The organism is Colwellia sp. NW0002-52-1 (genome assembly GCF_057550865.1).
In genome coordinates this window covers 1-20,932 of the sequence record NZ_BAAJLU010000030.1, presented here as the reverse complement: position 1 = coordinate 20,932, position 20,932 = coordinate 1, and the positions used below count along the sequence as shown (strand labels likewise).

The 20,932-nt window shown below is 37.0% G+C and carries 17 protein-coding genes; 16 read left to right on the top strand and 1 reads right to left on the bottom strand.

The genetic code is table 11. The features are described from left to right. Positions 1-1,811, top strand: a 1,811-nt coding sequence (locus AC27H3_RS17415; protein ID WP_487108007.1) for a GGDEF domain-containing protein, incomplete at its 5' end; no start/stop codon positions are given. Between the two features lie 126 nt (positions 1,812-1,937). On the opposite strand, the gene yegD is transcribed toward AC27H3_RS17415, so the two are convergent. Further along, positions 1,938-3,296: a molecular chaperone gene (gene yegD / locus AC27H3_RS17410; protein WP_487108006.1), complete on the bottom strand. Its 1,359-nt coding sequence runs from the start codon at positions 3,294-3,296 to the stop codon at positions 1,938-1,940. A 446-nt stretch (positions 3,297-3,742) separates the two neighbouring features. Between yegD and AC27H3_RS17405 the strand changes: the two genes are divergently transcribed. The 15 genes from AC27H3_RS17405 to AC27H3_RS17335 all read left to right on the top strand — a co-directional run bounded on the left by AC27H3_RS17405 (position 3,743) and on the right by AC27H3_RS17335 (position 20,928). Beyond that, on the top strand, positions 3,743-4,240 hold the full coding sequence (locus tag AC27H3_RS17405) for a hypothetical protein (protein WP_487108005.1): 498 nt from the start codon (positions 3,743-3,745) through the stop codon (positions 4,238-4,240). Between the two features lie 226 nt (positions 4,241-4,466). After that, positions 4,467-4,799 carry a YnfA family protein gene (locus tag AC27H3_RS17400; protein WP_487108004.1) on the top strand — a complete coding sequence of 111 codons (333 nt, stop codon included), beginning with the start codon at positions 4,467-4,469 and terminating at the stop codon, positions 4,797-4,799. A gap of 45 nt (positions 4,800-4,844) precedes the next feature. Continuing rightward, positions 4,845-5,966, top strand: coding sequence for an acyltransferase family protein (locus tag AC27H3_RS17395; RefSeq protein ID WP_487108003.1), 1,122 nt, complete (start codon positions 4,845-4,847; stop codon positions 5,964-5,966). Positions 5,967-6,070: 104 nt separating this feature from the next. Continuing rightward, the gene (locus tag AC27H3_RS17390; protein WP_487108002.1) at positions 6,071-6,559 is read left to right on the top strand and encodes a flavodoxin family protein; all 489 of its coding nucleotides are present in this window, start codon (positions 6,071-6,073) and stop codon (positions 6,557-6,559) included. A gap of 27 nt (positions 6,560-6,586) precedes the next feature. After that, entirely contained in the window at positions 6,587-6,967 is a 381-nt protein-coding gene (locus AC27H3_RS17385; protein ID WP_487108001.1) for a hypothetical protein, read from the top strand. 281 nt (positions 6,968-7,248) lie between these two features. Beyond that, the gene (gene recC, locus AC27H3_RS17380) at positions 7,249-11,004 is read left to right on the top strand and encodes an exodeoxyribonuclease V subunit gamma (protein WP_487108000.1); all 3,756 of its coding nucleotides are present in this window, start codon (positions 7,249-7,251) and stop codon (positions 11,002-11,004) included. Further along, positions 11,001-14,774: an exodeoxyribonuclease V subunit beta gene (gene recB, locus AC27H3_RS17375; RefSeq protein WP_487107999.1), complete on the top strand. Its 3,774-nt coding sequence runs from the start codon at positions 11,001-11,003 to the stop codon at positions 14,772-14,774. Before recC ends, recB begins: the two co-directional genes overlap by 4 nt. Continuing rightward, positions 14,767-16,935: an exodeoxyribonuclease V subunit alpha gene (gene recD / locus AC27H3_RS17370; RefSeq protein ID WP_487107998.1), complete on the top strand. Its 2,169-nt coding sequence runs from the start codon at positions 14,767-14,769 to the stop codon at positions 16,933-16,935. Before recB ends, recD begins: the two co-directional genes overlap by 8 nt. Before the next feature lie 215 nt (positions 16,936-17,150). Continuing rightward, positions 17,151-17,720, top strand: a complete 570-nt coding sequence (locus tag AC27H3_RS17365) for a DUF3087 family protein (RefSeq protein ID WP_487107997.1) — start codon at positions 17,151-17,153, stop codon at positions 17,718-17,720. A gap of 24 nt (positions 17,721-17,744) precedes the next feature. Further along, positions 17,745-18,131, top strand: coding sequence for a VOC family protein (locus AC27H3_RS17360; RefSeq protein ID WP_487107996.1), 387 nt, complete (start codon positions 17,745-17,747; stop codon positions 18,129-18,131). Positions 18,132-18,248: 117 nt separating this feature from the next. Further along, positions 18,249-18,509 carry a DUF5062 family protein gene (locus tag AC27H3_RS17355; RefSeq protein WP_085302601.1) on the top strand — a complete coding sequence of 87 codons (261 nt, stop codon included), beginning with the start codon at positions 18,249-18,251 and terminating at the stop codon, positions 18,507-18,509. A 157-nt stretch (positions 18,510-18,666) separates the two neighbouring features. Beyond that, complete coding sequence (locus AC27H3_RS17350) at positions 18,667-18,879, top strand: DUF2986 domain-containing protein (RefSeq protein ID WP_487107995.1); 213 nt, start codon at positions 18,667-18,669, stop codon at positions 18,877-18,879. Between the two features lie 16 nt (positions 18,880-18,895). Continuing rightward, entirely contained in the window at positions 18,896-19,408 is a 513-nt protein-coding gene (locus tag AC27H3_RS17345) for an AAA family ATPase (RefSeq protein ID WP_487107994.1), read from the top strand. Positions 19,409-19,897: 489 nt separating this feature from the next. Then, positions 19,898-20,461, top strand: coding sequence for a hypothetical protein (locus AC27H3_RS17340; protein ID WP_487107993.1), 564 nt, complete (start codon positions 19,898-19,900; stop codon positions 20,459-20,461). 119 nt (positions 20,462-20,580) lie between these two features. Then, entirely contained in the window at positions 20,581-20,928 is a 348-nt protein-coding gene (locus tag AC27H3_RS17335; protein ID WP_487107992.1) for a hypothetical protein, read from the top strand. Positions 20,929-20,932 lie beyond the last annotated feature (4 nt).

The following is a 20,932-nucleotide window of genomic DNA, read 5'->3' as shown; positions in this document are numbered from 1 at the left end:
AAGTTATGAAAATTAAAATTTTGCTATTAACGCTAGTGTTTTATTGTGTATTTGTATGTTCTGCTAATGCCAATGCCAATGATTTGAGAATTACACTTAATAGCATAAAGCCTTCCCACGATTATATTTGTCCTGTCGATAGCGTATTAAACGAAAAAGTAGAGGCTTTGTTAGCTAACGATGTTGACTTGTCGAACCTAGCAAGATCAAAGTTACTGTGGCAAAAATCTAAAGCTATCTTTTGTAAATTCGGCTTTAGTGAAGATTACCTACGACAATTAAAAAAAATTACACAGTTACCCATTGAAGAAGTAAACCATGACGTTTTGAGTGTTGCTGTTTATGATTTAACTGCATTTTATTATAAATACTCTCAAAAAAAAGCATGTGATTTTTTTTATGAAAAACGAAATCAATTAATGAAAGTCTCACATACTTTTCAAAAATATTTAGACATGCTTGACATACAGTATTGTATAGAGATGACAGCAGTTGAGAAAATTAGAAAGCTTGTGAAGTTACATGAGCAAAATAAAGATGATAATTTTTTCACTAGTAATATATATCTAACTATAGCTCAAATTTATTCATCATTAGGTCAATTCCGGTTATCAGCAAATGCATTTATAAGCTATTTATCTTACATTGATGATGAATTTGATATATACCGAACCTATTACGCTATTTCTACTGAGTTATTGGATGCTGGTGCTAATGATGAGAGTAGAAGATATTTTAAAAAGTTTGAAGCAGGAAAAGATTTATTTACAGATACTCAAGACTACAAGGTTTTATTGTTAATTTTGCAAATAAAGTTTGCCTATATAGATAAAAAATACGGTGTAATGTTAGCACTTCTTGAAGAGTTTGAACCATATCAAAGCAGCACGCAAAATCTACATAAAAATAATAGAATGGCTTTATATAAGGCAATCGCTTGTTTTGAGAATAAGAAAATCCAATGTATTAATGATTTTATTGCCAATAAAGACACATTACTCCAGCAGACCAATGAAACTAACTTAATTTACTACTACGAATTTTTAATTAAATATTATATTTCTCAAGGACAAAGTCAGTTAGCGAATGAACACTTTGAAAAGTTTATTGAACTGAATAATACTTCACTGGCTCATCAACAAGACTCGGTGTCTATTTTAGGTTTTGCAGAACTGCAGCAAGATTTAGCCTCATTAGAACTGGGCTTAGTTTCTGCGAAATTAGAGAATTCCAAAATTGTTTTAGTTTTATCGAGTATTTTAATCTTGTTGTTGGTGGCAATTTGTTTCTTTGTTTGGCACTTGAAAAATAAACAAAAAATATTATCAGAAACAGATGAGTTAACTCGTATCAATAATAGACGCGCTATTTTTGAACAAATTAATAGCCTTAAAGATAGTCAGGAGGGTAACGTACATGCGATTATTCTTTTTGATTTAGATGACTTTAAAGCGGTTAATGATAAGTACTCACATATTTTTGGTGATAAAGCGTTAAAGCATATTGTTAAATTAACCAAGGGTAATATCAGGCAACAAGACCTTTTTGGAAGGGTTGGTGGTGAAGAGTTTGTTGTGTGTTTGAAAGATTTAGAAAAAATTTCAGCCCAAATAATTGTTGAGCGCATTAGAAAAAGCTTTGAAACTAATCCTATGGCATTAGACTCAAATGAAAAATTACATGTAACTGCTAGCTTCTCAATAGCTTATGTTAAAAACTCTAAGTCTAATTTTGAAAAGCTGTATCAGAAATTAGATAATGCGTTATACAAGGCCAAAGACTTAGGACGAAACCGAATTCAAGAGGTGTGATCTTGAAGCGAATGAATTGGCTGATAAGTTGTTATCTCATTGATAAATAGCAACGTTGATTAAATGTTTTAATGAGGTAATTAAGCTGTGATATCAATTTAACTACCTCAATATTATTTTATGTTGCTATCGATAAATAGTTTGTGCCCACCGCGTTAACCCAGCAGTTACACTACCAAAATGATCACCAATGACTATTTCAGTATTTGCAAATTGATCTTGTAAAAACTTATTCAAAATAGGCGATTTAGCGGTACCACCAGTAACGAAAACTACATCGGGTTGGCAATTTGCTTGTGTAATAGCATCTTTCATTAACGTGGCAATTGAGTTAAGTTCACGTTTACACGCTACAGCAAAGTCATCCCTGTTTAGTTGCACGTTAAGTCCTTCGTCGATATCAGACAAATCGATTAATTGCTCAGATTGGTCAGTTAAAGCAATTTTAGTTTGCTCGGCAGCATTGACCACACGATAGCTTAATTTTTGTTTTTGTACTGTCAGTAAACGCGATAATAACGCAGGTTGCTCTGCATCACGCATTAACTGCTCTAAAAACCTAGCATTAGCAGCACTATAAAACTCGGTTTGATCATTAATGTTATTAATTGCCATTGCTTGCCAAAAGCTGTTACTCGGCATAGGTTTGCCCGTTTTAAGTAAGCTATTTAAGCCGAAACTTGGCATCAAGCCTTTTAAAGCAAACGCTATATCAAAGTCATTACCACCAACACGCTCACCACTATGGCTCAGCAAATCATGATTTCGCTCGGCTGACTTTGCTTGTTTTGGACCCATTAATAACATCGAGCAATCGGTTGTACCGCCGCCAATATCAACTACTAATACTTTAGTTTCTTTGGTTAAGCTTGCTTCATATTCAAAACCTGCTGCAACGGGTTCAAATTGAAATTCAACATCTTTAAAGCCAACGCGTTTAGCTGCATTGGTTAATATTTTTAATGCTTGTGTATTACTTTGTTCACCGCGTAAACCTTGGAAATTAATAGGGCGACCAATAACTGTTTGCGTAACACTTCGGCCTAAACTTTCTTCGGTAAGGTTTTTTATGTTGCTCATCATGGCGGCAACAATATCTTCAAATAAATCAATTTGCTGTGGCAGTAAACCACTCGCGCCTAAAAAAGATTTAGGTGATTTAATGTAATAACCTTCATCAGTCTCTTGTAAGTAATTATTTAAGGCTTGTTGACCAAATGACAAATCGGTAGGGTAACCATCTAGGGTTAATTCACGTAAGGTGTTTTTACCTTTTTGTAGTTGATGCTGGCGCTGTAACTGAAAGTTTTTTTGTTCAGATTCTGAGAGATTTTTATGTAACCAATTTACAATAACGTCACGACTTGGTGCGTACAAGGTTGACGAAATATAGCGACCATGATCACCTAAAGATAAAAGTTTTGGGCTGTTATTTTCCATAACACCGACAGCGCAATTTGAGGTGCCGTAATCAAATCCAATCATGTGAACTCCAGTGATTTAAAGGCCGCGTAGAATACTGACATATTGACCACTAGGCAAGGTGTTTTAGGCTATCTGCTGATAAAGTTAATGATTCATTCTGAATATGAATTTTATTTAGACAGTGCTAGTTGGGAAGAGATATATCGCTAACATATAATTTATCTTAGGTAAGTCTTGTTCAATGCTAACAGCCGTAATGTGTACGTTGTTTTCAGTTCGAATACTATTGTCATTGCTAAGTATTGTTCTTGGTAGACACAGTTTAGTAAACACAGGGCCAATCAAAGGTTTTATATTGAGATTTTAAATATTTAGCTTTTACAATGCTAGTAAATTTGTTCATTATATTAGCAAGCATATTTGCTTAGTTTAGCAATTCCTTTGTTATAAAACGTAAATACCTTTTATGCTAGGTTATAAATTTTAATAAAAATATGGAGATTACTTTGAAAAAATTTATTGTATTAGTCACCTCGTTACTTCTATTGTCTGGTTGTGTTTCATTTAAAAGCTCTTTGCCTGAAGGTTATACCGGCACTACAAGCACCATTTCTGATTCATTTTCAAATCATGAGGGTTCTACCGCTCATTTTTATATTGTTAACAAAGTTAACGGTTTAGCTATCGAAGATAGTGGTTATAAAACACGAGTAGTAAATTCAGGGCGGGGCTTTAATATGACGCCCACTATGGTATCTAGAGAAGTCGCTACCATATCGCAAATTATTTCTATTGCCGGTTTTGTGCAATTTGCTACCGATGGGCAAGCTATGTTTGGTGATAGTATGCTCGTAACTGGCGACATTGAGTTTACCCCTGTTGCTGGTGAACGCTATAAAGTGAACGGTAAGTTAACTAAAAATGGCTCAGAGGTGTGGCTTGAAAACTCAAGCGGCGAAGTGGTGAGTGAAGTAGTTAAATCAGCCGTTAAAAAAGCCAGTTAATGCTAAGCTGATCATTCTTGAAAAAGGCCATTGCAATTTGTCATTGTACCTTAGCATTAAATGTTGCCACTAAATGCTATAGCAATGGCTTGAAACGAATCATTCGATGTTGAAATAATAACTTACTCGTCTATTTCGCGCTAATAACTGAGCCTAGCTTAACTTAGCCTTGCTTAACCTAGCTGAGTCTAATTTTTATTTAAGTTAATTTTATGAGATCTGTTTAATGTTTGAACTTAAAACCATTGCACTATTTGCCTTAACTGCTTTGGCTGAAATTATCGGTTGTTATTTACCTTACCTTTGGCTAAAACAAGATAAGAGTATTTTGCTATTAATTCCCGCAGCGGCAAGCCTGGCCTTATTTGCTTGGCTTTTAACTTTGCATCCAGCAGCTGCAGGTCGAGTTTATGCAGCTTATGGCGGTGTTTATATTTTTGTCGCTATATTATGGCTTTGGGGCGTTGACGGTATAAAACCCTCACTTTGGGATATGGTTGGTGGCTCAGTTGCGTTAATTGGTATGGCTATTATTATGTTTGCGCCAAAAGCGTCATAGCGTTACTTACACTGCAACTTTGTTATTTTAAGGAAGGATTAACAATTGAAAATAGACAGTAACCAAAGGTTAACCGAACTTGACTGGCTAAGGGTAATATTAATATTTGCTGTCTTTATTCATCATGTCTTGATGCCGTTTAATGGTGATAATTGGCATATTATGAATAATGAATCTAGTAAGTTACTTGACGATATCATGGTGTATTTTGAGCAGTTTAGGTTGCCTATTTTATTTTTTATTTCTGGTGCTGGCGCGGTTATTTTACTGTCAAAAATATCAGCTAAAAAGTTTGCTGCTGATAAGTTATTAAGGCTTTTAATTCCGCTTATAATTGGCATGTTATTGGTTGTTCCTCCGCAAAGTTACATTGAAAATATCAACCAATACCAGTCATATTGGCAAGCATATCCCTCACTTGCGCTTAACTTCTCCACTAATCATCTTTGGTTTATAGAATACCTTATTGTCTTCTCGTTGCTGGCCATTCCCTTGAATATAATTTTAAACACTAATACAAGTGCTAAGGTGTTTAAATACATTGTTGAGTTGACCAAATTTAAAGGTGGATTATTTTTATTCGTTGGTTTACTGATAGCGATAAAAATTAGCTTTTCTTTATGGTTTCCTAGCGACGATAACAAAATTGAAAACTTATCTTCATCTACTTATTACTTGTTCTTTTTTATTACGGGTATGATCTTTGTGGCTAACAAGCATCTTTGGCAAAGGGTTTGTGAACATCGTTTTTATCATTTAATGATGCTTTTAATCAGCACAGTCTTTTTTTATGGCTATTACTATTCTCCTGATCTGAGTGCGTATTTGTCATTAAATGTTCGATGGTCAATTTGGTGGTTGGTTTGCTGCTTAGTTTCATGGTCTGCTTTGTTAACTATTTTGGGCTATGCCCAATTTTATTTGAAAAAAACACCACAGTGGCTTCGTCTGAGTAATGAACTTATTTATCCGTTTTATATTTTTCATCAAACGGTAATTGTTGTTATCGGCTATTATATTATTAGTTGGCAAACAGCCATTTGGATCAAAGCTGTTGCGCTGTTTTTATCCGCTTTACTTATCACTTGTGGAATTTGTTTATTTATTATTAAGCCTTTTAATACCTTGCGTTTTTTATTTGGTTTAAAGCGAAAGGTACAAAGATAAAACTTGCACGGTAACGTTATATTATTAATAGCTGAATATGCGAACTTATCATTAGATAACGTAAAAATACCGCAGGAATATTTAATCAAAAGTATGGAGATTGAATGAAAACAGCGATTATATTGGCTACTTCGCGTGCAGATGGTAATACTTATCAGCTAGTTGATTTATATCTTAAACATCAATCCTGTGACTTATTTAGTTTAAAAGACTACGCAATATGCCCTTATGATTATCAATATAACAATCAAAATGATGATTTTATTACTTTAATTAACGTGTTGGTGACATACGACCATTTAATTTTTGCAACACCGGTTTATTGGTACGCTATGAGCGCTCAAATGAAACTGTTTTTTGACCGATTATCAGATCTGCTTACTATTGAGAAAGCTTTGGGTAGGGCACTTAACGGGAAAAGTTGCTCTATTCTTGCAACAGGTACGGATACCAAAGCACCTGATTGTTTTATCGAGCCTTTTAAATTGACAGCCAAATATTTTGGTATTAATTATACCGGTATTTTATATTGCTGCTGCAGAGAAAACTTTATAGTTGAAGAACATATCACGAAAATAAAATCACGAAGATAGAAGCATATATCTCAAAGGAGAACTAACATGGCGCAAGGCAAACATAAAAAGTTGTTGAACAAAAAACTGAGAAAAGGTGATAAAGGTTACCCAATCGCCACTATCGCATTTTACGGTGCTGACAATACCAAAGCATCTAAAGTTGTTTGTGCGATTATCGCCTTTGATGGCGCAGAAGCAGAGCCTGTGAAAAAATGGTTTTCGACTTCCGACTTAAGAAAATCAGAACAAGTATTTCAAGAGATATTGGCATTTATAGACGATAACGGCGCTAACTCTGTCAGTATGATTGAGCAAATATTTGGTTGTCCGCATGAAGAAGGTATTGATTATCCTGAAGGTGAACATTGTCCACAATGTTTATATTGGAAGGGTAGAGACAGATATACCGGCGAACTGATGCACTAAGTTCTGCCTGATACATTTCATCAAATTATGCAGCAGACATTTCATCAAGCTATGCATCAAATTATGGTCAGTACGAGCTGTAAACGAATTGGGATAAAAATTAAAGTGGCGACAATGAGTCAAGCAAAGGTAATAAAGTAAGCTAACGAGTTACATTGCTTACTTTTTTATTAACTTCATTAACCGTGCTATTCCCTCGATAATGCACAACAACCGCTAGTGTTATCAGCCTTGATGTGGTTAAATTTAGTTATAAGAAAAATGGCTAAAAAGGCGCGCATTTGTTCTATCTTTATCCCGCTAATAAAATGGAAAATTTGTTAGTATTGCTCGATAAAATTCAGCAACTTTCCCCACTTCCTGTTTTCGCTCAAGACACCGTTATAGTGCAAAATGCTGGCATGCAACATTGGTTGAATATGTCGCTGGCTCAACAGCGCGGCATCAGTATGAATATGCGCTATGCTTTACCGTCGCAATTTTTGTGGAATTTAATCAGAAATCTAGCCAGTGATGAAGACGTTCCAGAGCAATCGCCTTATTCTCGCGAAGTACTCGCATGGCGAATTGATACCTTATTAGGGTCTAATGAGGTTATTAGTGATAATACCTTTGCTGTGGCAAGTACATACTGGCAAGCGAATTCAACAGATACGGTAAATACACTATATAGCGAAGCTGAGCAGTTAAAACGTTATCAATTAGCCTGTCAGTTAGCTGATTTATACGAGCAATATTTAATATTTAGGCCTGAGTGGATCCATGCTTGGCATCAAGGCGAATTTCCCACTTTTGATCAAACTAACTCCTCGAGCGTAAATACATCAGACGCTATTGACCTAACACTAGAAAGTAATGCTGTTTGGCAAGGTAAACTATGGCATTTGTTAGTACGTGAACAACCTTACGACCCACAAGAATTAGTCGCTCTGGCAATAAAAAATCTCAATAATGTTGATCGATTAAAAGCAATGGACTTGAAGCATCGCTTATCGTTTTTTGGCATTAATGCCATGGCGCCGCTATGGCTTGAATTTATTAGTGCTTTGAGTGCTAAAATTGATGTGCACTTTTTCCACTTGAACCCTTGTTACGCTTATTGGGGCGATGTGGTAACGGAAAAAAATGCTATTGAAGTTTGGCTAAAAGGCACCAGCTTTAATGAAGTAGAACAAACCATTGATAAAAGCAGCGATGAGCAAACTCAACAATTAGGTTTGTTTGTTGACGATGAACAACCTGAAAAAGATAGCCATGATTTAGCCGATATAAACCGGCAAGTGGGTAATCCGTTGTTAGCCAATTTAGGCCAGCAAGGTCGAGAATTTATGGCCTTGTTATATCAATACAGTACCATCAATATTGATGTTTTTGAGTCAGCCGTGGCTGATTTGGCCAGCGAAGATTCGACAGCAGCAGACAACGTTACTCCAAGCACTGAAGCTTTTGCACAAGCCAATGTGTTGGCAAGTGTTCAGCAAGATATTTTATCGCTAACCGATGCGCGCTCAGCAGAGTCGCAAAGCCAGCAACAAGCGCCTAAAGTTGATGGCTCAATTTTAATCACCAGTGCACACAGTGCGTTGCGAGAAGTACAAGGTTTACACGACTGGCTATTACATCAATTCAACCAAGATAAAAATTTAACCCCAAAAGATGTTTTAGTAATGTGCCCGCAAGTTGAACAATATGCGCCTTATGTTAATGCTGTTTTTACGCGCGGTTGGCAAGATATTGCTGACGAAGTACCACCACTGCCATGTTCAATTGCCGATCGAATCAGTAAAGATGCTGAGCCATTAGTGGCCGCGTTTGCACAGTTATTAACGTTACCCGATAGTCGTTTTCAGGTGTCGAGTTTAATTGCTTTATTGCGATTGCCAGCGATGCAAGCTCGCTTTGGTATTAGCTTAGAAGACATTGAAAAAATCACCCATTGGTTAGAAATTTCAAGCGTGCATTGGGGGCTAGATAAAGCACATAAACAACAAGTGCTAGCACAAAGTGAAACGTCTGATACAAACAGTTTACATAACACCAGCGATAGCTTTACTTGGCAGCAAGGTTTATCGCGTTTAATGCGCGGTTTTGCTTTTGGCGATCACAGCGCTATTTATCAAAACCAAATGTTATTGCCCACCATTGAAGGCAGCGATAGCGAGTTGTTGGGTAAATTAATGTTAATTATTGAGCAGTTGCAATTAACCGCCATTAACATGTCAACAGCGCGTTCAGCGTCGCAATGGCAGCAATTTTTGTTTGAATTATTACAACAGTTATTTGACGATGAAAACGATAACGGCCTCAATGTTGTGCGCAGCGCTGTTGAGTCGTTAGTTGAATATTGCCAACACGCAGCTTATAACAGCGACATTAGCTTGGCAGTTATTCGTGATTTTTTAAACAGCCATTTCAGTCAGCCAGACCCTGGTCGCCAGTTTATGGTAGGCCAAGTCACCTTTTGTTCAATGCTGCCTATGCGCAGTATTCCTTTCAAAATTATTGCTGTTCTTGGCTTAAATGATGGTGAATTTCCACGTCAACGCCAACCGTTAAGTTTTGATTTAATGAGCACAACACCGGCACAATTAGGTGATAGATCGCGCCGAGGTGACGACAGATACTTATTTTTAGAAGCACTTATTTCTGCCCGACAAGCTTTATATTTAAGTTATCAAGGCAAAAATATTCGCAACAATAAAGACCGACAGCCATCGTTAGTTTTAAAAGAATTAATGGAATATCTTGCGCGCGGTTACGGCTGGAAATTACTTGGCTTAAATGCTGATATTGAAAGTACTAACCCCAACAATGAATTTAACCAAGTTAGACAATTACCCATGCAGGCGTTTAGTGAGAAAAACTATCTTGGACGTTTTGCAAGCTTCGACGCTAATTGGTTGAACTTACGCCGAACTGAAAAAGTTGCTGATAACGAAGATAAATTATCAGCAAGCGACTTATCATTAGATAAGCCGTTACCCACGCTTGAAAACAGCTCTGATATTGTTGATTGCCTGTTATCGGCGAATGATGTCATTCGTTTTTATCAGCATCCAGCACGTTATTATGCGCAACAAGCGCTTTACTTATATCTCGATAACACCGATACCTTAATAAATGATGTAGAGCCCTTTGTACCAAATCATCTCGATAGCTATTTATTAAGACAAGATCTGCTTAATTACTATATTGCCCCAACTCAAAGTAAACAAAGTGTTGATGATATTTTACTCAGTGCCAAGCTTTCAGGCAATTTGCCCGACTTACCCAGTACTGACGAGCTTATTAAAGGTTGGCAAAAAGACAGCGAAGATTTCAGTCAGTTTATTATTACTGAATTAGCACAAACCGATGCGTTAAATATCGAGCCGATAGATTGTAGTATTACGCTTAATTTAGCCAGCGCGTTAGGCAATATAACTGCGCAGGCTGATGGCTTATATTCAAACCATGAGCTGACAATATTAAAAGCTGTGCTGCCTAAATGCTTAACGCTGAGCAGTAAAATCACCATTGTAGATAACAAAGCGGTGTTTTATCGCAGCAGTAGTGCGAAAGCAAAAGACTTATTTACCTTGTATGTGCATCAGTTAATTATTCAAATAGCGCAAGCCGATGTAGAGCAAAAAAACGCCGAGTTATTTGCTGGTATTAGTGCCACTCATGGCTACTATTTTGACACCAAAAGCCAGAAACCAAGCCAGTTTTACTTTAGCAATATTGATGATGCGAAAGGGCAATTACTACGTTTATTGGCAAGCTTTTATTTAGGCCAACATCAACCCTTGTTACTTAATGGCGAACTCGCTGAAAAAATACGTAAAAGTAAAGTGTTTGAACAAACAGAGTTTGAACAGTTTTGGGCTGACAGTAACAGCTTTCAAGCTTTTGGTGATGATGCTTACATACGATACTTTTGGCCAAAATGCCCCGAATACCACCAAGTTTCAGCAAAAATATTGGGCATATATCAGCCCATGTTCGATGCTTTGCAAACAGTAAAGGTTAGCGCAAAGCCGGGAGCTAAAAAATGAAAAATTTAAATGCCAATACTATTGCACTGCAAGGTAAACACTTAATTGAAGCCAGTGCTGGTACCGGTAAAACGCACAATATTACCCGCATATTTTTACGCTTATTATTAGAGCGAGAATTGCCAATAGAGCAAATTTTGGTAATGACATTTACCAAAGATGCCACCGAAGAAATTCGTGGTCGTATTGATGATTTTATTCGAGAAAGCCTACATAGCTGGGACAGTTTAATTGTTAGCGATGACTACTTTAAAAGTTTAAGCGCGAACTTAGCCAAGAAAAATATTGGCAGTTTAGAAGTGAAAGCACGTTTAACCCAAGCTTTATTGTATATCGACGAAGCGGCTATTTTTACCATACATGGTTTTTGCAAACGTGTGCTGAACCAATATGCTTTTGCTAGCGGTATTAGTTTTAATGCCCAAATGGAAACTGACACTCAAGACATTACCCTAGAAGCCTGCCAAGATTGGTATCGAGTGTTAGCCCTAGACAGCGAAAATAACAGCCAAGCCTTTAAGCTTGTTACCGAGTTTTGGTCAGAGCCGAACAGTTTTATTCAACAGTTTTCTAAAGCATTAAGTACAGAAAATGTGTTGAACGTGCAAGACCCTGCAAACATTAGTGTGGAATTTAAAGCGTTAGTTGAACAAGCTATTGCGAGCTTAAATGAACATAAAGCGATGTTAACCGAGTCGCTAATTGATGTAAAAAAAGGGCTTGAGCGTGAAAAGCGCCAGCAAGAATTAGATTTATTATTAAACTGGCTGCAAGCACTGTCGGCTGATGTTACTGGCCAACATGGAAAAATGCCAGTTTCATTTATTGACGGAAAGAGATATGCGAAGTCAAAAGTTAAAAGTGAATTACTTGATATATTTCACTTTACTAAAGTTGTTAAAAAACAGCACCCAGAGCTCGCTAAACAACTTAATCGCGCATACGCTTTACTGGAAGTGAGAAAGGGCATTTATCATATTCGCCAACAAATCGCCCGTAAAAAGCTCCAAGCCAATGTTATGGGCTTTGACGATTTAATTAGTACATTAAATCAATGCTTAATTAATGAACAAATAGGCGAGTTAACAATAGATAAGTTAACAACAGACGAGCTTGACCACAGACAAGAAAATAACACCACACAGTTTTTAGCTAACAGCATATTTTCGCAATTTCCGGTTGCGCTAATTGACGAATTTCAAGATACCGATCCTCAGCAATTCTCGATTTTAAAGGCTATTTACTACCATCAGCCTAGTGCTGCGCTTTATATGATTGGCGATCCTAAACAAGCGATTTATGGTTTTCGTGGTGGCGATATTTTTGCCTATCTCTCTGCTCGAAACGACTGCGATTTTCAATGGGTAATGGACACTAACTGGCGTTCAAGTGCGGCTATGATCACCGGCTATAACCGTTTGTTTTATGGAAATAAACTAACAGGGGATGCAGTAGATGTGTTTGGTTATCAAATTCCATATTTACCGGTTAAAGCATCACCAAAGGCAGACCAAAAACTGTTTTTAGATAACCAATTTAACGCCCTGCAATTTGTGCATTTTAATGTTGAGTCTGACACTAAAAGTAAAGATGGCAAAGATAAGCCAGTAAAACAAGGCTACCGAGTAGCTATGGCTACTTGGTGCGCCAACGAAATTGTACGTTTGTTGGCGAATCCAGCGCTTAATATGGCCAGTGGCGATATCGCGTTATTAGTGCGCGATGGCACTGAAGCTGCCGATATTAAAATGGCCTTAAATGCGTGCGGTTTAGCCAGTGTATTTATGAGTAATCGCGCCAATTTATTGCAAAGCGATGAAACTAAACATTTGCTGCAAGTATTAAAAGGTATTCTATTTTTAGAGAATGACCGTTTATACACTGCCGCTTTAGCAAGCCCATTAATGGGCTTCAAACGCGATAAATTACTGCAACTGCAACAAGACGAGCAGCAATGGCAGCACTTAAAAATTAGCTTTGAAAAACTGCGCAATGAATGGCAATTTAAGGGCTTTATTAGTATGGCATTGCAGTTAATGCATCAACATTTTCATATTGATATGAGTGATGGCAATAATAGCGATGCCGACCGTATACTCACCAATTTATTGCACTTATTTGAATTACTGCAAGGGGCAAGTCAACGTCATCGCCATCCTCAAGAACTGCTGTTTTGGTTTGAGCAACAAAGCCAAATAGACAATCCAGAAGTTGAAGCTGAGCTAAGATTAGAAAGCGATGAAAACCTTATTCGTATTATTACCCAACATGGCTCTAAGGGTATGGAATATCCCGTGGTGTTTGTGCCGTTTGCCACTCGCCATAAAGACCCACTTAAATTTGGGCCTAGAAACGTAACCTTTATTGAGCATCATGATGATAACGGCGGTGTACACCACAGTCTTGATGGCACAGAAGATGCAAAATTACGAATGGCATCAGAAGCCTATGCAGAAGCTATACGTTTGCTTTATGTTGCGGTAACTCGCGCGGAAAAACGCTGTTATATTCTCAGTACCGCGTTCGACAGTTTTCAAAAGTCACCTTTAGGTAAAACATTAAAGTGGGAAACAGAAACTGATATTCCAGCCAGCTTGCAGCAATTAGCACAAGACCACCCTAACGAAGTTGCCCTTGAAGTATTTGATAATTATTTATCGGCTGACATATCGCCGAATGAAACCCTATCCAGCCCAGCGATTTCAAACAACCATAGCGAAAATATCGCTAAAGCTACGCCTGAAGTTGCCAAATTTAACGGAAGAATTGAGCGTGATTGGTGGTTAAGTTCTTTTTCAGCCCTGAGTAAAAACCTGCGACATAATGGTGTTTCAGCGCCAGATCGTGATAATCAAGAAACATTGCTCGCTGATGAACAAGAGGCTATGTTTACGGCACTAACACATAGCCATTTAGCCCTACGATTTTCGTTAACCAAAGGCGCACAAACCGGTAATTTACTGCATGATATTTTAGAACAAACCGATTTTTCAGCCCCTGATTGGCAAAAAAGTTGCCATTGGCCGTTGGTAAAATATGGCGCTATTGACGTTGCTCTTGACGGTGCAGCGGATGCCATTTTAGAAACTTCATTAAAAAATGATGGAAGCCTAGCAAGTAACGCACAAGATCAAGGCTATACATCGCTAGTAGCTTGGTTAGATGAAGTGTTACAAACGCCACTGAATCAAGATAATACCTTGTCTTTATCTCAATTAACGCAACAAGATACTTTACGTGAGACCGAGTTTTATTATCCTATGCGCTCAGCGAGTAGTAGTGCATTAACTAAACTGCTGACCGAACATAGAAATAACCTTGCTGTAACTAATAAAGGTAATAAAAGTGATCAAACATCGCAGCAACATCGTGTACACCTCCCATCTTATCAACAGCTTAAAGGCATGATGCACGGTTTTATCGATTTGATTTTTCAGTCAGATGGTAAGTATTATGTTTGCGATTATAAATCTAGTCACTTAGGTGATAACTACAGTGACTATAACGACGTAGCAATGCGAAAAGATATTGAAAAAAATCATTACGATTTACAATACCTTATTTATGCTTTGGCACTGCATCGACATTTAAAATATGCCTTAGCCGATTACGATCCAGAGCAGCATTTCGGTGGTATTTATTATTTGTATTTACGCGGCATGACAGATCAAAACGATCATCAAGGTTGTGGGGTGTATCATCGTCAAATTACCCTTGAAGAATTAGCAAAACTCGACAATATTTTTGCCGGAGAACTTACGCATGTCTGAAGGTATAATTAGCAGCGAAAACCAAGTACCTCGCCAAGTGGATAATATTTATACGTCGTTTCAACATGCCGCAAAATATCTCCATGGTTTGGTTGCTGTAGACTACTTTTTCGCGAAAGAATTAATTCAGTGTATTAGCTTTGAATCAAGTTACGCCGCTAACGACGCCGATATAACAATTAGCCAAAAGCAGCAGCAATGGTTTCACTTACTTATCGCATTAAGCGCAAGTTTGCGTGATGGCCATAGTTGCTTACCTCTGAACGAAGTTGCAGGTAAACGTTTATTTACCGACAGTAACAATTCAAATGACTTAACACCTCAAGGCTTTTTATTTGCTGATTTAACCACTATCACTGAACTGTTGGCTGAATTACCTTTAGCAAATTCCCATAGCAAAGACGATGATCAACCACAACCGATAGTATTAAGCCACGAACGTTTGTATTTACGCCGCTATTATCAATTTGAAGAAGAACTAAAGCAGGTGGTGCGATCAAGAAGAAGCATTGCAGGCACATTTGTTGAGTCAGACATTAGCCACTCTGAGATTGCTAATGAAGGGCATAACGAAGCACACAATGAAGAGCGTAACGATACAGGCAATATTAAAAATATTATCGCTACGTTATTTCCAGACCTAGCTGCTCAAAGCAATTTACAAGCGAATGATATACAAACAAATGAAATTGATTGGCAAGCAGTGGCGGTTGCCAATGCTATAAATAAAGATTTTGCCATTATTGCAGGCGGACCTGGCACAGGTAAAACCTATACCGTTACTAAGTTACTTGCTGCACTTTTGATGTTAGCTAAAGCTAAAAGTGCTGGCAATTTTATTGTACCGAACATTTCTTTAGTTGCCCCAACAGGTAAAGCCGCGCAACGCTTATCTGAATCTATCACCAAAGCTGTAGCAGATTTTCGTGGTAGTATTGACGACAAAATATTAGATCTCATTCCTGAAAGCGCAAAAACCATTCATAGGCTACTTGGCGTTATACCTGAGCAAGTTAACTTTCGTCATCACCAAGAGAATAAACTCGATATTGATATTTTATTGATAGATGAAGTCTCTATGGTTGATTTACCTATGATGACACGCATTTTTCGCGCCTTGCCAACACGCACTAAAGTGATTTTATTAGGTGATGCTGATCAATTACCTTCAGTTGCCGTTGGTAGTGTACTCGCTGATTTTGCGCCAAGACCTCATGTCGGTTTTAGCGCCTTAAATCATCAGTATTTAAGCCAAGTAACGGGTTATCAATCGTTAACTAAAGATGACTCAGCTAACACGAGTAACACCACTTACACCAGTAATAGCCAATATAACCACTATAACCAATATAGCGCTAGCGATTGCGTTACCTTTTTATTAAAAAGCCGTCGCTTTGATGGTGAAGGGGGCATAGGCATAATCGCTAACTTGGTTATTAATGGTCAATATCAAGAAAGTTGGCAGTTATTAAAACAAAATGAAATGCTGGAAAGTTCGCCACAAAATGAATCTTTGGCTAAAAACAAACAACTAACCTTATTATCAGGCAGCATTGAAACTTGGTTAACGCCTTTGGTTGAGCAATATTACGTGCCCTTGTCGCAATGTAAAAAAGTCGAACAGGCATTTACCTTACTGGCAAAGTTTAGAATTTTATCTTCTACGCGCAAAGGCCCGCAAGGTGTTGAAAGCCTGAATGCTCTAGTGATTGATATTTTGCGTAATAAAGGTGTTATTGGCTTTAATCGTTTCGAGTCTAACAACCCTTTATATGCCGCTCAACCGATCATGATCAACGAAAATGACTACCGACTAGGCGTTTATAATGGCGATATTGGCGTACTTTGGCGTAATAGCGAAGGCCATTTAATGGCAGTTTTTGAAGATGCTACGGATGGTTATAATTGGATTTTACCTTCGCGTTTACCGAAATTTGAAACAGTTTACGCGATGACTATTCATAAAACTCAAGGTAGTGAATTTGAACATGTTGCTATGGTGTTGCCTGAACAAAAAGACAATAGATTATTGTCGCGTGAATTATTATATACTGGCATCACTCGAGCTAAGCAGCACTTAAGTATAGCCAGTAGCCAAAGTGTTTGGCAAAGTGGCGTAAGTCAGCAAGTTAGTCGCTTTTCTGGACTAGCCATAGACTAGCTCAAATGAGTGAAATACCAATTGATATAAACAATCGATCATTCTAAAGCGGTTTAATTATCCAGTATCTACGTTGCTTTCAATCGCAATAGCCTGCTATTGCTTAATCAAGGGCCTTGCTACTGAAAATTTATCCTCGTTTAAAACTGACCGATTCATTAAATCAATTGGTATAACCGTATTATCTATATAAAATCTAACAAGTAAGTAGAGCAATGAAGTTAAAAGAGATTGAGAAAACCGTTTATCGTAAACATTTAAATATTATTATTGTTGGCTTTATTGCCAGTTTACTTACTTTAGCGCTAGTTTATGGGCAAGGTCTTATTATGCTCTTTGCTGATAATGCCTTATTACCCAACTCAGTTAATGTAGGTTCGGGCGAAATGGTTAATGAGGCCGCAACAGAAAGTAATTTCAGATATAACTTTATGGGCGTGTTACTTGCGTTATTAACCTGCGTTTTCGCGCTACATAGACTGCGCTTTAGTGCCTTTTTTAGTGAAGTATATTATGTTTGGCAAGTTAAACAGCAACAGAACTTTATTTATCGTAAACTGAAAAAAATTAAAGCCGCTGCAGAAGTTGACGACGTAAACGTCAATGCCTTAATTATTTTGAATTTTTATTATGCAAGTTTAAAACAAGTGTATTTATTAGATGACAATACGCTCACAATGTCTAAACTCAATAGCGATATAAATGAATTGAATGCACGATTAGAAAAGCTCAACTTAACACTATCAACCGACCAGTTTGAACCATCAATGTTGGCTGATTTCTAAAATGTAAATTAAGAGGGATATACCATGATAGGTTACGTAACTTTAGGCACCAATGATTTACAGCGAGCAGTCGCTTTTTATGATGAATTACTTGCCACCATTGGCGCAACTCGATTTATAGAAACTGAGCAATTTATTGCTTGGTCAAGATCGTCAGAAGAAGCCGGTATATCTATCACGAAACCTTTTGATGGTAAGCCTGCTACAGTGGGTAACGGCGTTATGGTCGCTATCATGCTTAACTCTACCGATGAAGTAGATGCCTTTTATCAAAAAGCACTTGAGTTGGGTGCTACCTGCGAAGGGCCTGCTGGCCCAAGAGGCGAAATGGAAGGTTTTTATGCTGGTTATTTTAGAGATTTAGATGGCAATAAACTTAATGCCTTTTACTTGGATATGCCAGCCGCTTAGGGTTTTAATACATAACAGACTAATACCTTGAGCTTGATAATGGCTACATCATTAATGCATTTGTGTTAATGGTGTGCCAATTAGAAATTAATACAAAAATAGGAAGCAATTCGGCAAATGAAGAAGTTAAAAAATGAAGCAGAATTATTAAAAAAAGCCATTACTATAGGTGAAGGCTACGCAAAAAATCGTGGCTACAATGGCTTTTCAGCCACCAATGCTGCCAAGGAAAAAGTTGAAAGCTTATACCGTTTATTAGTTAACGATAAACTTATTCAACCTTTGCCAAAAGACGGCGAAGACTTAGCTAGCATGAAACACAAATTAGCATTATGGATTGCTAAGCAATTACCTGCGGATCACCCTTTGCTTAAATAGGCTTAAATAGCCATAAATTTAAGCAGCAAGCGATTACCGCATTATAATATTACTAAGTTTGCGGGTTTTATTAACTCGCGGTTATCAGTAGTTAACTACTGATAACTATCGTTCAACCATTAAACACCTTAATCATTAAAAGAAGCATACCTGTTATATGAACCGTAAAAAGAAAATTAATCAAACCTTGAAATCAAAGCTTAAAAAGATGAATGCTAAACTGCAAAATTCTAACAAGCCAAAGTATGTCTCAAAAGCAGAGCGTGCGGCGATTGCTGCGAAAGAGGCTGAAGCTGATTTAGCAACAGGCTCGGATGAAAGCACTTTGGCAAGTGATACGGATAGTATTGCTAATAGCGAAACAAAATAAGGTTTAATTTATTGCCATGTTAGCAGCAAGTAGCGACGTTAAAAAAATTGTGATTTTTGGCAACTCTGCATCGGGTAAATCTAGCTTGGCAAAACACCTTGCAGAGCAACACCAACTTGCGCATTTAGATTTAGACACTTTGGCTTGGCTTCCAATCACCGAAAAATCACCTGTGCCGCATCGTCAAAGTGTCGATATTTCGGTTGGTGAAATAGACCTTTTTATTAAGCAAAATAACCAGTGGGTGATAGAAGGCTGTTACAGTGATTTATTAACCCACACATTAAAGTATTGCAGTGAAATTATATTCTTAAACCTACCGGTAGAGCTTTGTATTAGCAATGCGAAAAAACGTCCTTGGGAGCCACATAAATATAAAACCAAAGCCGAGCAAGATGCTAATTTAACTATGCTAGTTGACTGGATATCACAATATGAACATCGCACAGATACCTTTTCAAAAGCGGCCCATGAAAAGCTTTACAATGAATTTTTGGGTGAGAAAAGCCACCGTATCGATAATCAGTAACTCTATTAATCAGCTGTAAAACGTTGCCCTTTCATGTTTATAAACATATAACTATTTGGCCGGAATATTCTTGATAAGTAAAGGCTGCAATGAGCCTAAGCGGACATAATAGAACTCCATTAATATGTTGGTTAGAGCACACTGCTGATATTTCAACGAACCTGCCCCCGCAGTTTCATCTGCTCTTTAATATGGGTAGGAAAAAGAGAGCTCATATATTTATCCTTATTTATTTTTGTTACGCAACAAATTGAGCTGTATATTTGTACAGTTTAGTGCGATTTCCTGCTTTCATCCAATAAAAAGGAAATATTCTCGTTTATGCCTTTGACATAACGAAATGTTTTATGAGTAACTTATTGTAGATATTGAATAAATAAGGTATGTTTTGATTATCTTAAAATATGAAAGAAGGATTTTTTCCTTGTTTAAACAAGGATTTTTTCCTCATAATAAGCTGTTATGTGAATCCTTCATACTTGGAGCTTTATGAAAACTTTGGAATTAAAAATAGAAAATAGAAAATACAAAACTTTAGAGTCAGAACAAATAGCTCAATACTCTAGTTGGTACGCAATCGTATCCTTAATATTAGTAGGTATATGTATGCGACTTTGGATGGAAAAGCCAGTAGTACTTAACTCTAATGAAAGCTTTATATTTGCTATTTATGTCGTAATAAGTTTTGGATTTTTGACATGGATGGGATCTCAATCAAAAAGAAGAGCACTTATCAATAAGTTACCTTCTACTAAGATAATAAAGCTTTGTACATTTATAAAAGAAATGACAGATAAGTCTACAGAATCTGGCAATTGGCATGTAACTTTTGACAACTTTAATAATCGCGCAATGATAGTGCTTTTTGGCGATAAAGTGTCAAGTTTAATACCATCACACGACTATTTATCTTATATGCTATCCGATAAATTTATCACAATTAAGGCAGTTACTGACAAAGGTAACAAAATCGAAAATAACCCTATATCAATAGAATTATCAGACAAAGCTCTTAAGGTTTTGGAGATTTATCAACAATCAGTAAAGTGGTAAATTCACATAACAAGAAATTAAACAAGGACAAAAAACAGTTGGCTTTTACTCCTTCGTCGCTGATTTTAGCCAACAATTTTTTGCCTGTTAATTAGGCGTTAGTGTTCAAGGAGAGTTCGGTGTACACGGAAGATGATAAAGTTCTTTTAAAGTATTTAGCAGAACACTTTATTAATAAAGGAAATAGCATGATGACTTCTGATTTAGAAGCCCTCGATTGCTATTCTGAAGCATCAATAAATAAGTTACGTACTCTGAAACTTGTTAAATATGATACAGACATATCATTACAAATTAATTCGAGTGTAGTTTCTGAGACAGATAAACTTGAAGTTCTCCCAGACCATTTTCAGGATCTTAAAAAGTGGTGGTTTAGTAAAAAATGGGCTGTAATTTTTACAGTGATATTTTTAGTTCTACCTGCTCTAAAAACATACATTGATTTAGTTGGGCTTGTTTTAAAATGAACAC

Coding starts and splice junctions, on each gene's coding strand:
- AC27H3_RS17365 (WP_487107997.1), top strand. CDS start 17,151: ATGAAGTTAAAAGAGATTGAGAAAACCGTTTATCGTAAACATTTAAAT.
- recB (WP_487107999.1), top strand. CDS start 11,001: ATGAAAAATTTAAATGCCAATACTATTGCACTGCAAGGTAAACACTTA.
- AC27H3_RS17345 (WP_487107994.1), top strand. CDS start 18,896: ATGTTAGCAGCAAGTAGCGACGTTAAAAAAATTGTGATTTTTGGCAAC.
- AC27H3_RS17360 (WP_487107996.1), top strand. CDS start 17,745: ATGATAGGTTACGTAACTTTAGGCACCAATGATTTACAGCGAGCAGTC.
- AC27H3_RS17355 (WP_085302601.1), top strand. CDS start 18,249: ATGAAGAAGTTAAAAAATGAAGCAGAATTATTAAAAAAAGCCATTACT.
- AC27H3_RS17400 (WP_487108004.1), top strand. CDS start 4,467: ATGTTTGAACTTAAAACCATTGCACTATTTGCCTTAACTGCTTTGGCT.
- yegD (WP_487108006.1), bottom strand. CDS start 3,296: ATGATTGGATTTGATTACGGCACCTCAAATTGCGCTGTCGGTGTTATG.
- AC27H3_RS17350 (WP_487107995.1), top strand. CDS start 18,667: ATGAACCGTAAAAAGAAAATTAATCAAACCTTGAAATCAAAGCTTAAA.
- AC27H3_RS17340 (WP_487107993.1), top strand. CDS start 19,898: ATGAAAACTTTGGAATTAAAAATAGAAAATAGAAAATACAAAACTTTA.
- AC27H3_RS17390 (WP_487108002.1), top strand. CDS start 6,071: ATGAAAACAGCGATTATATTGGCTACTTCGCGTGCAGATGGTAATACT.
- AC27H3_RS17385 (WP_487108001.1), top strand. CDS start 6,587: ATGGCGCAAGGCAAACATAAAAAGTTGTTGAACAAAAAACTGAGAAAA.
- recD (WP_487107998.1), top strand. CDS start 14,767: ATGTCTGAAGGTATAATTAGCAGCGAAAACCAAGTACCTCGCCAAGTG.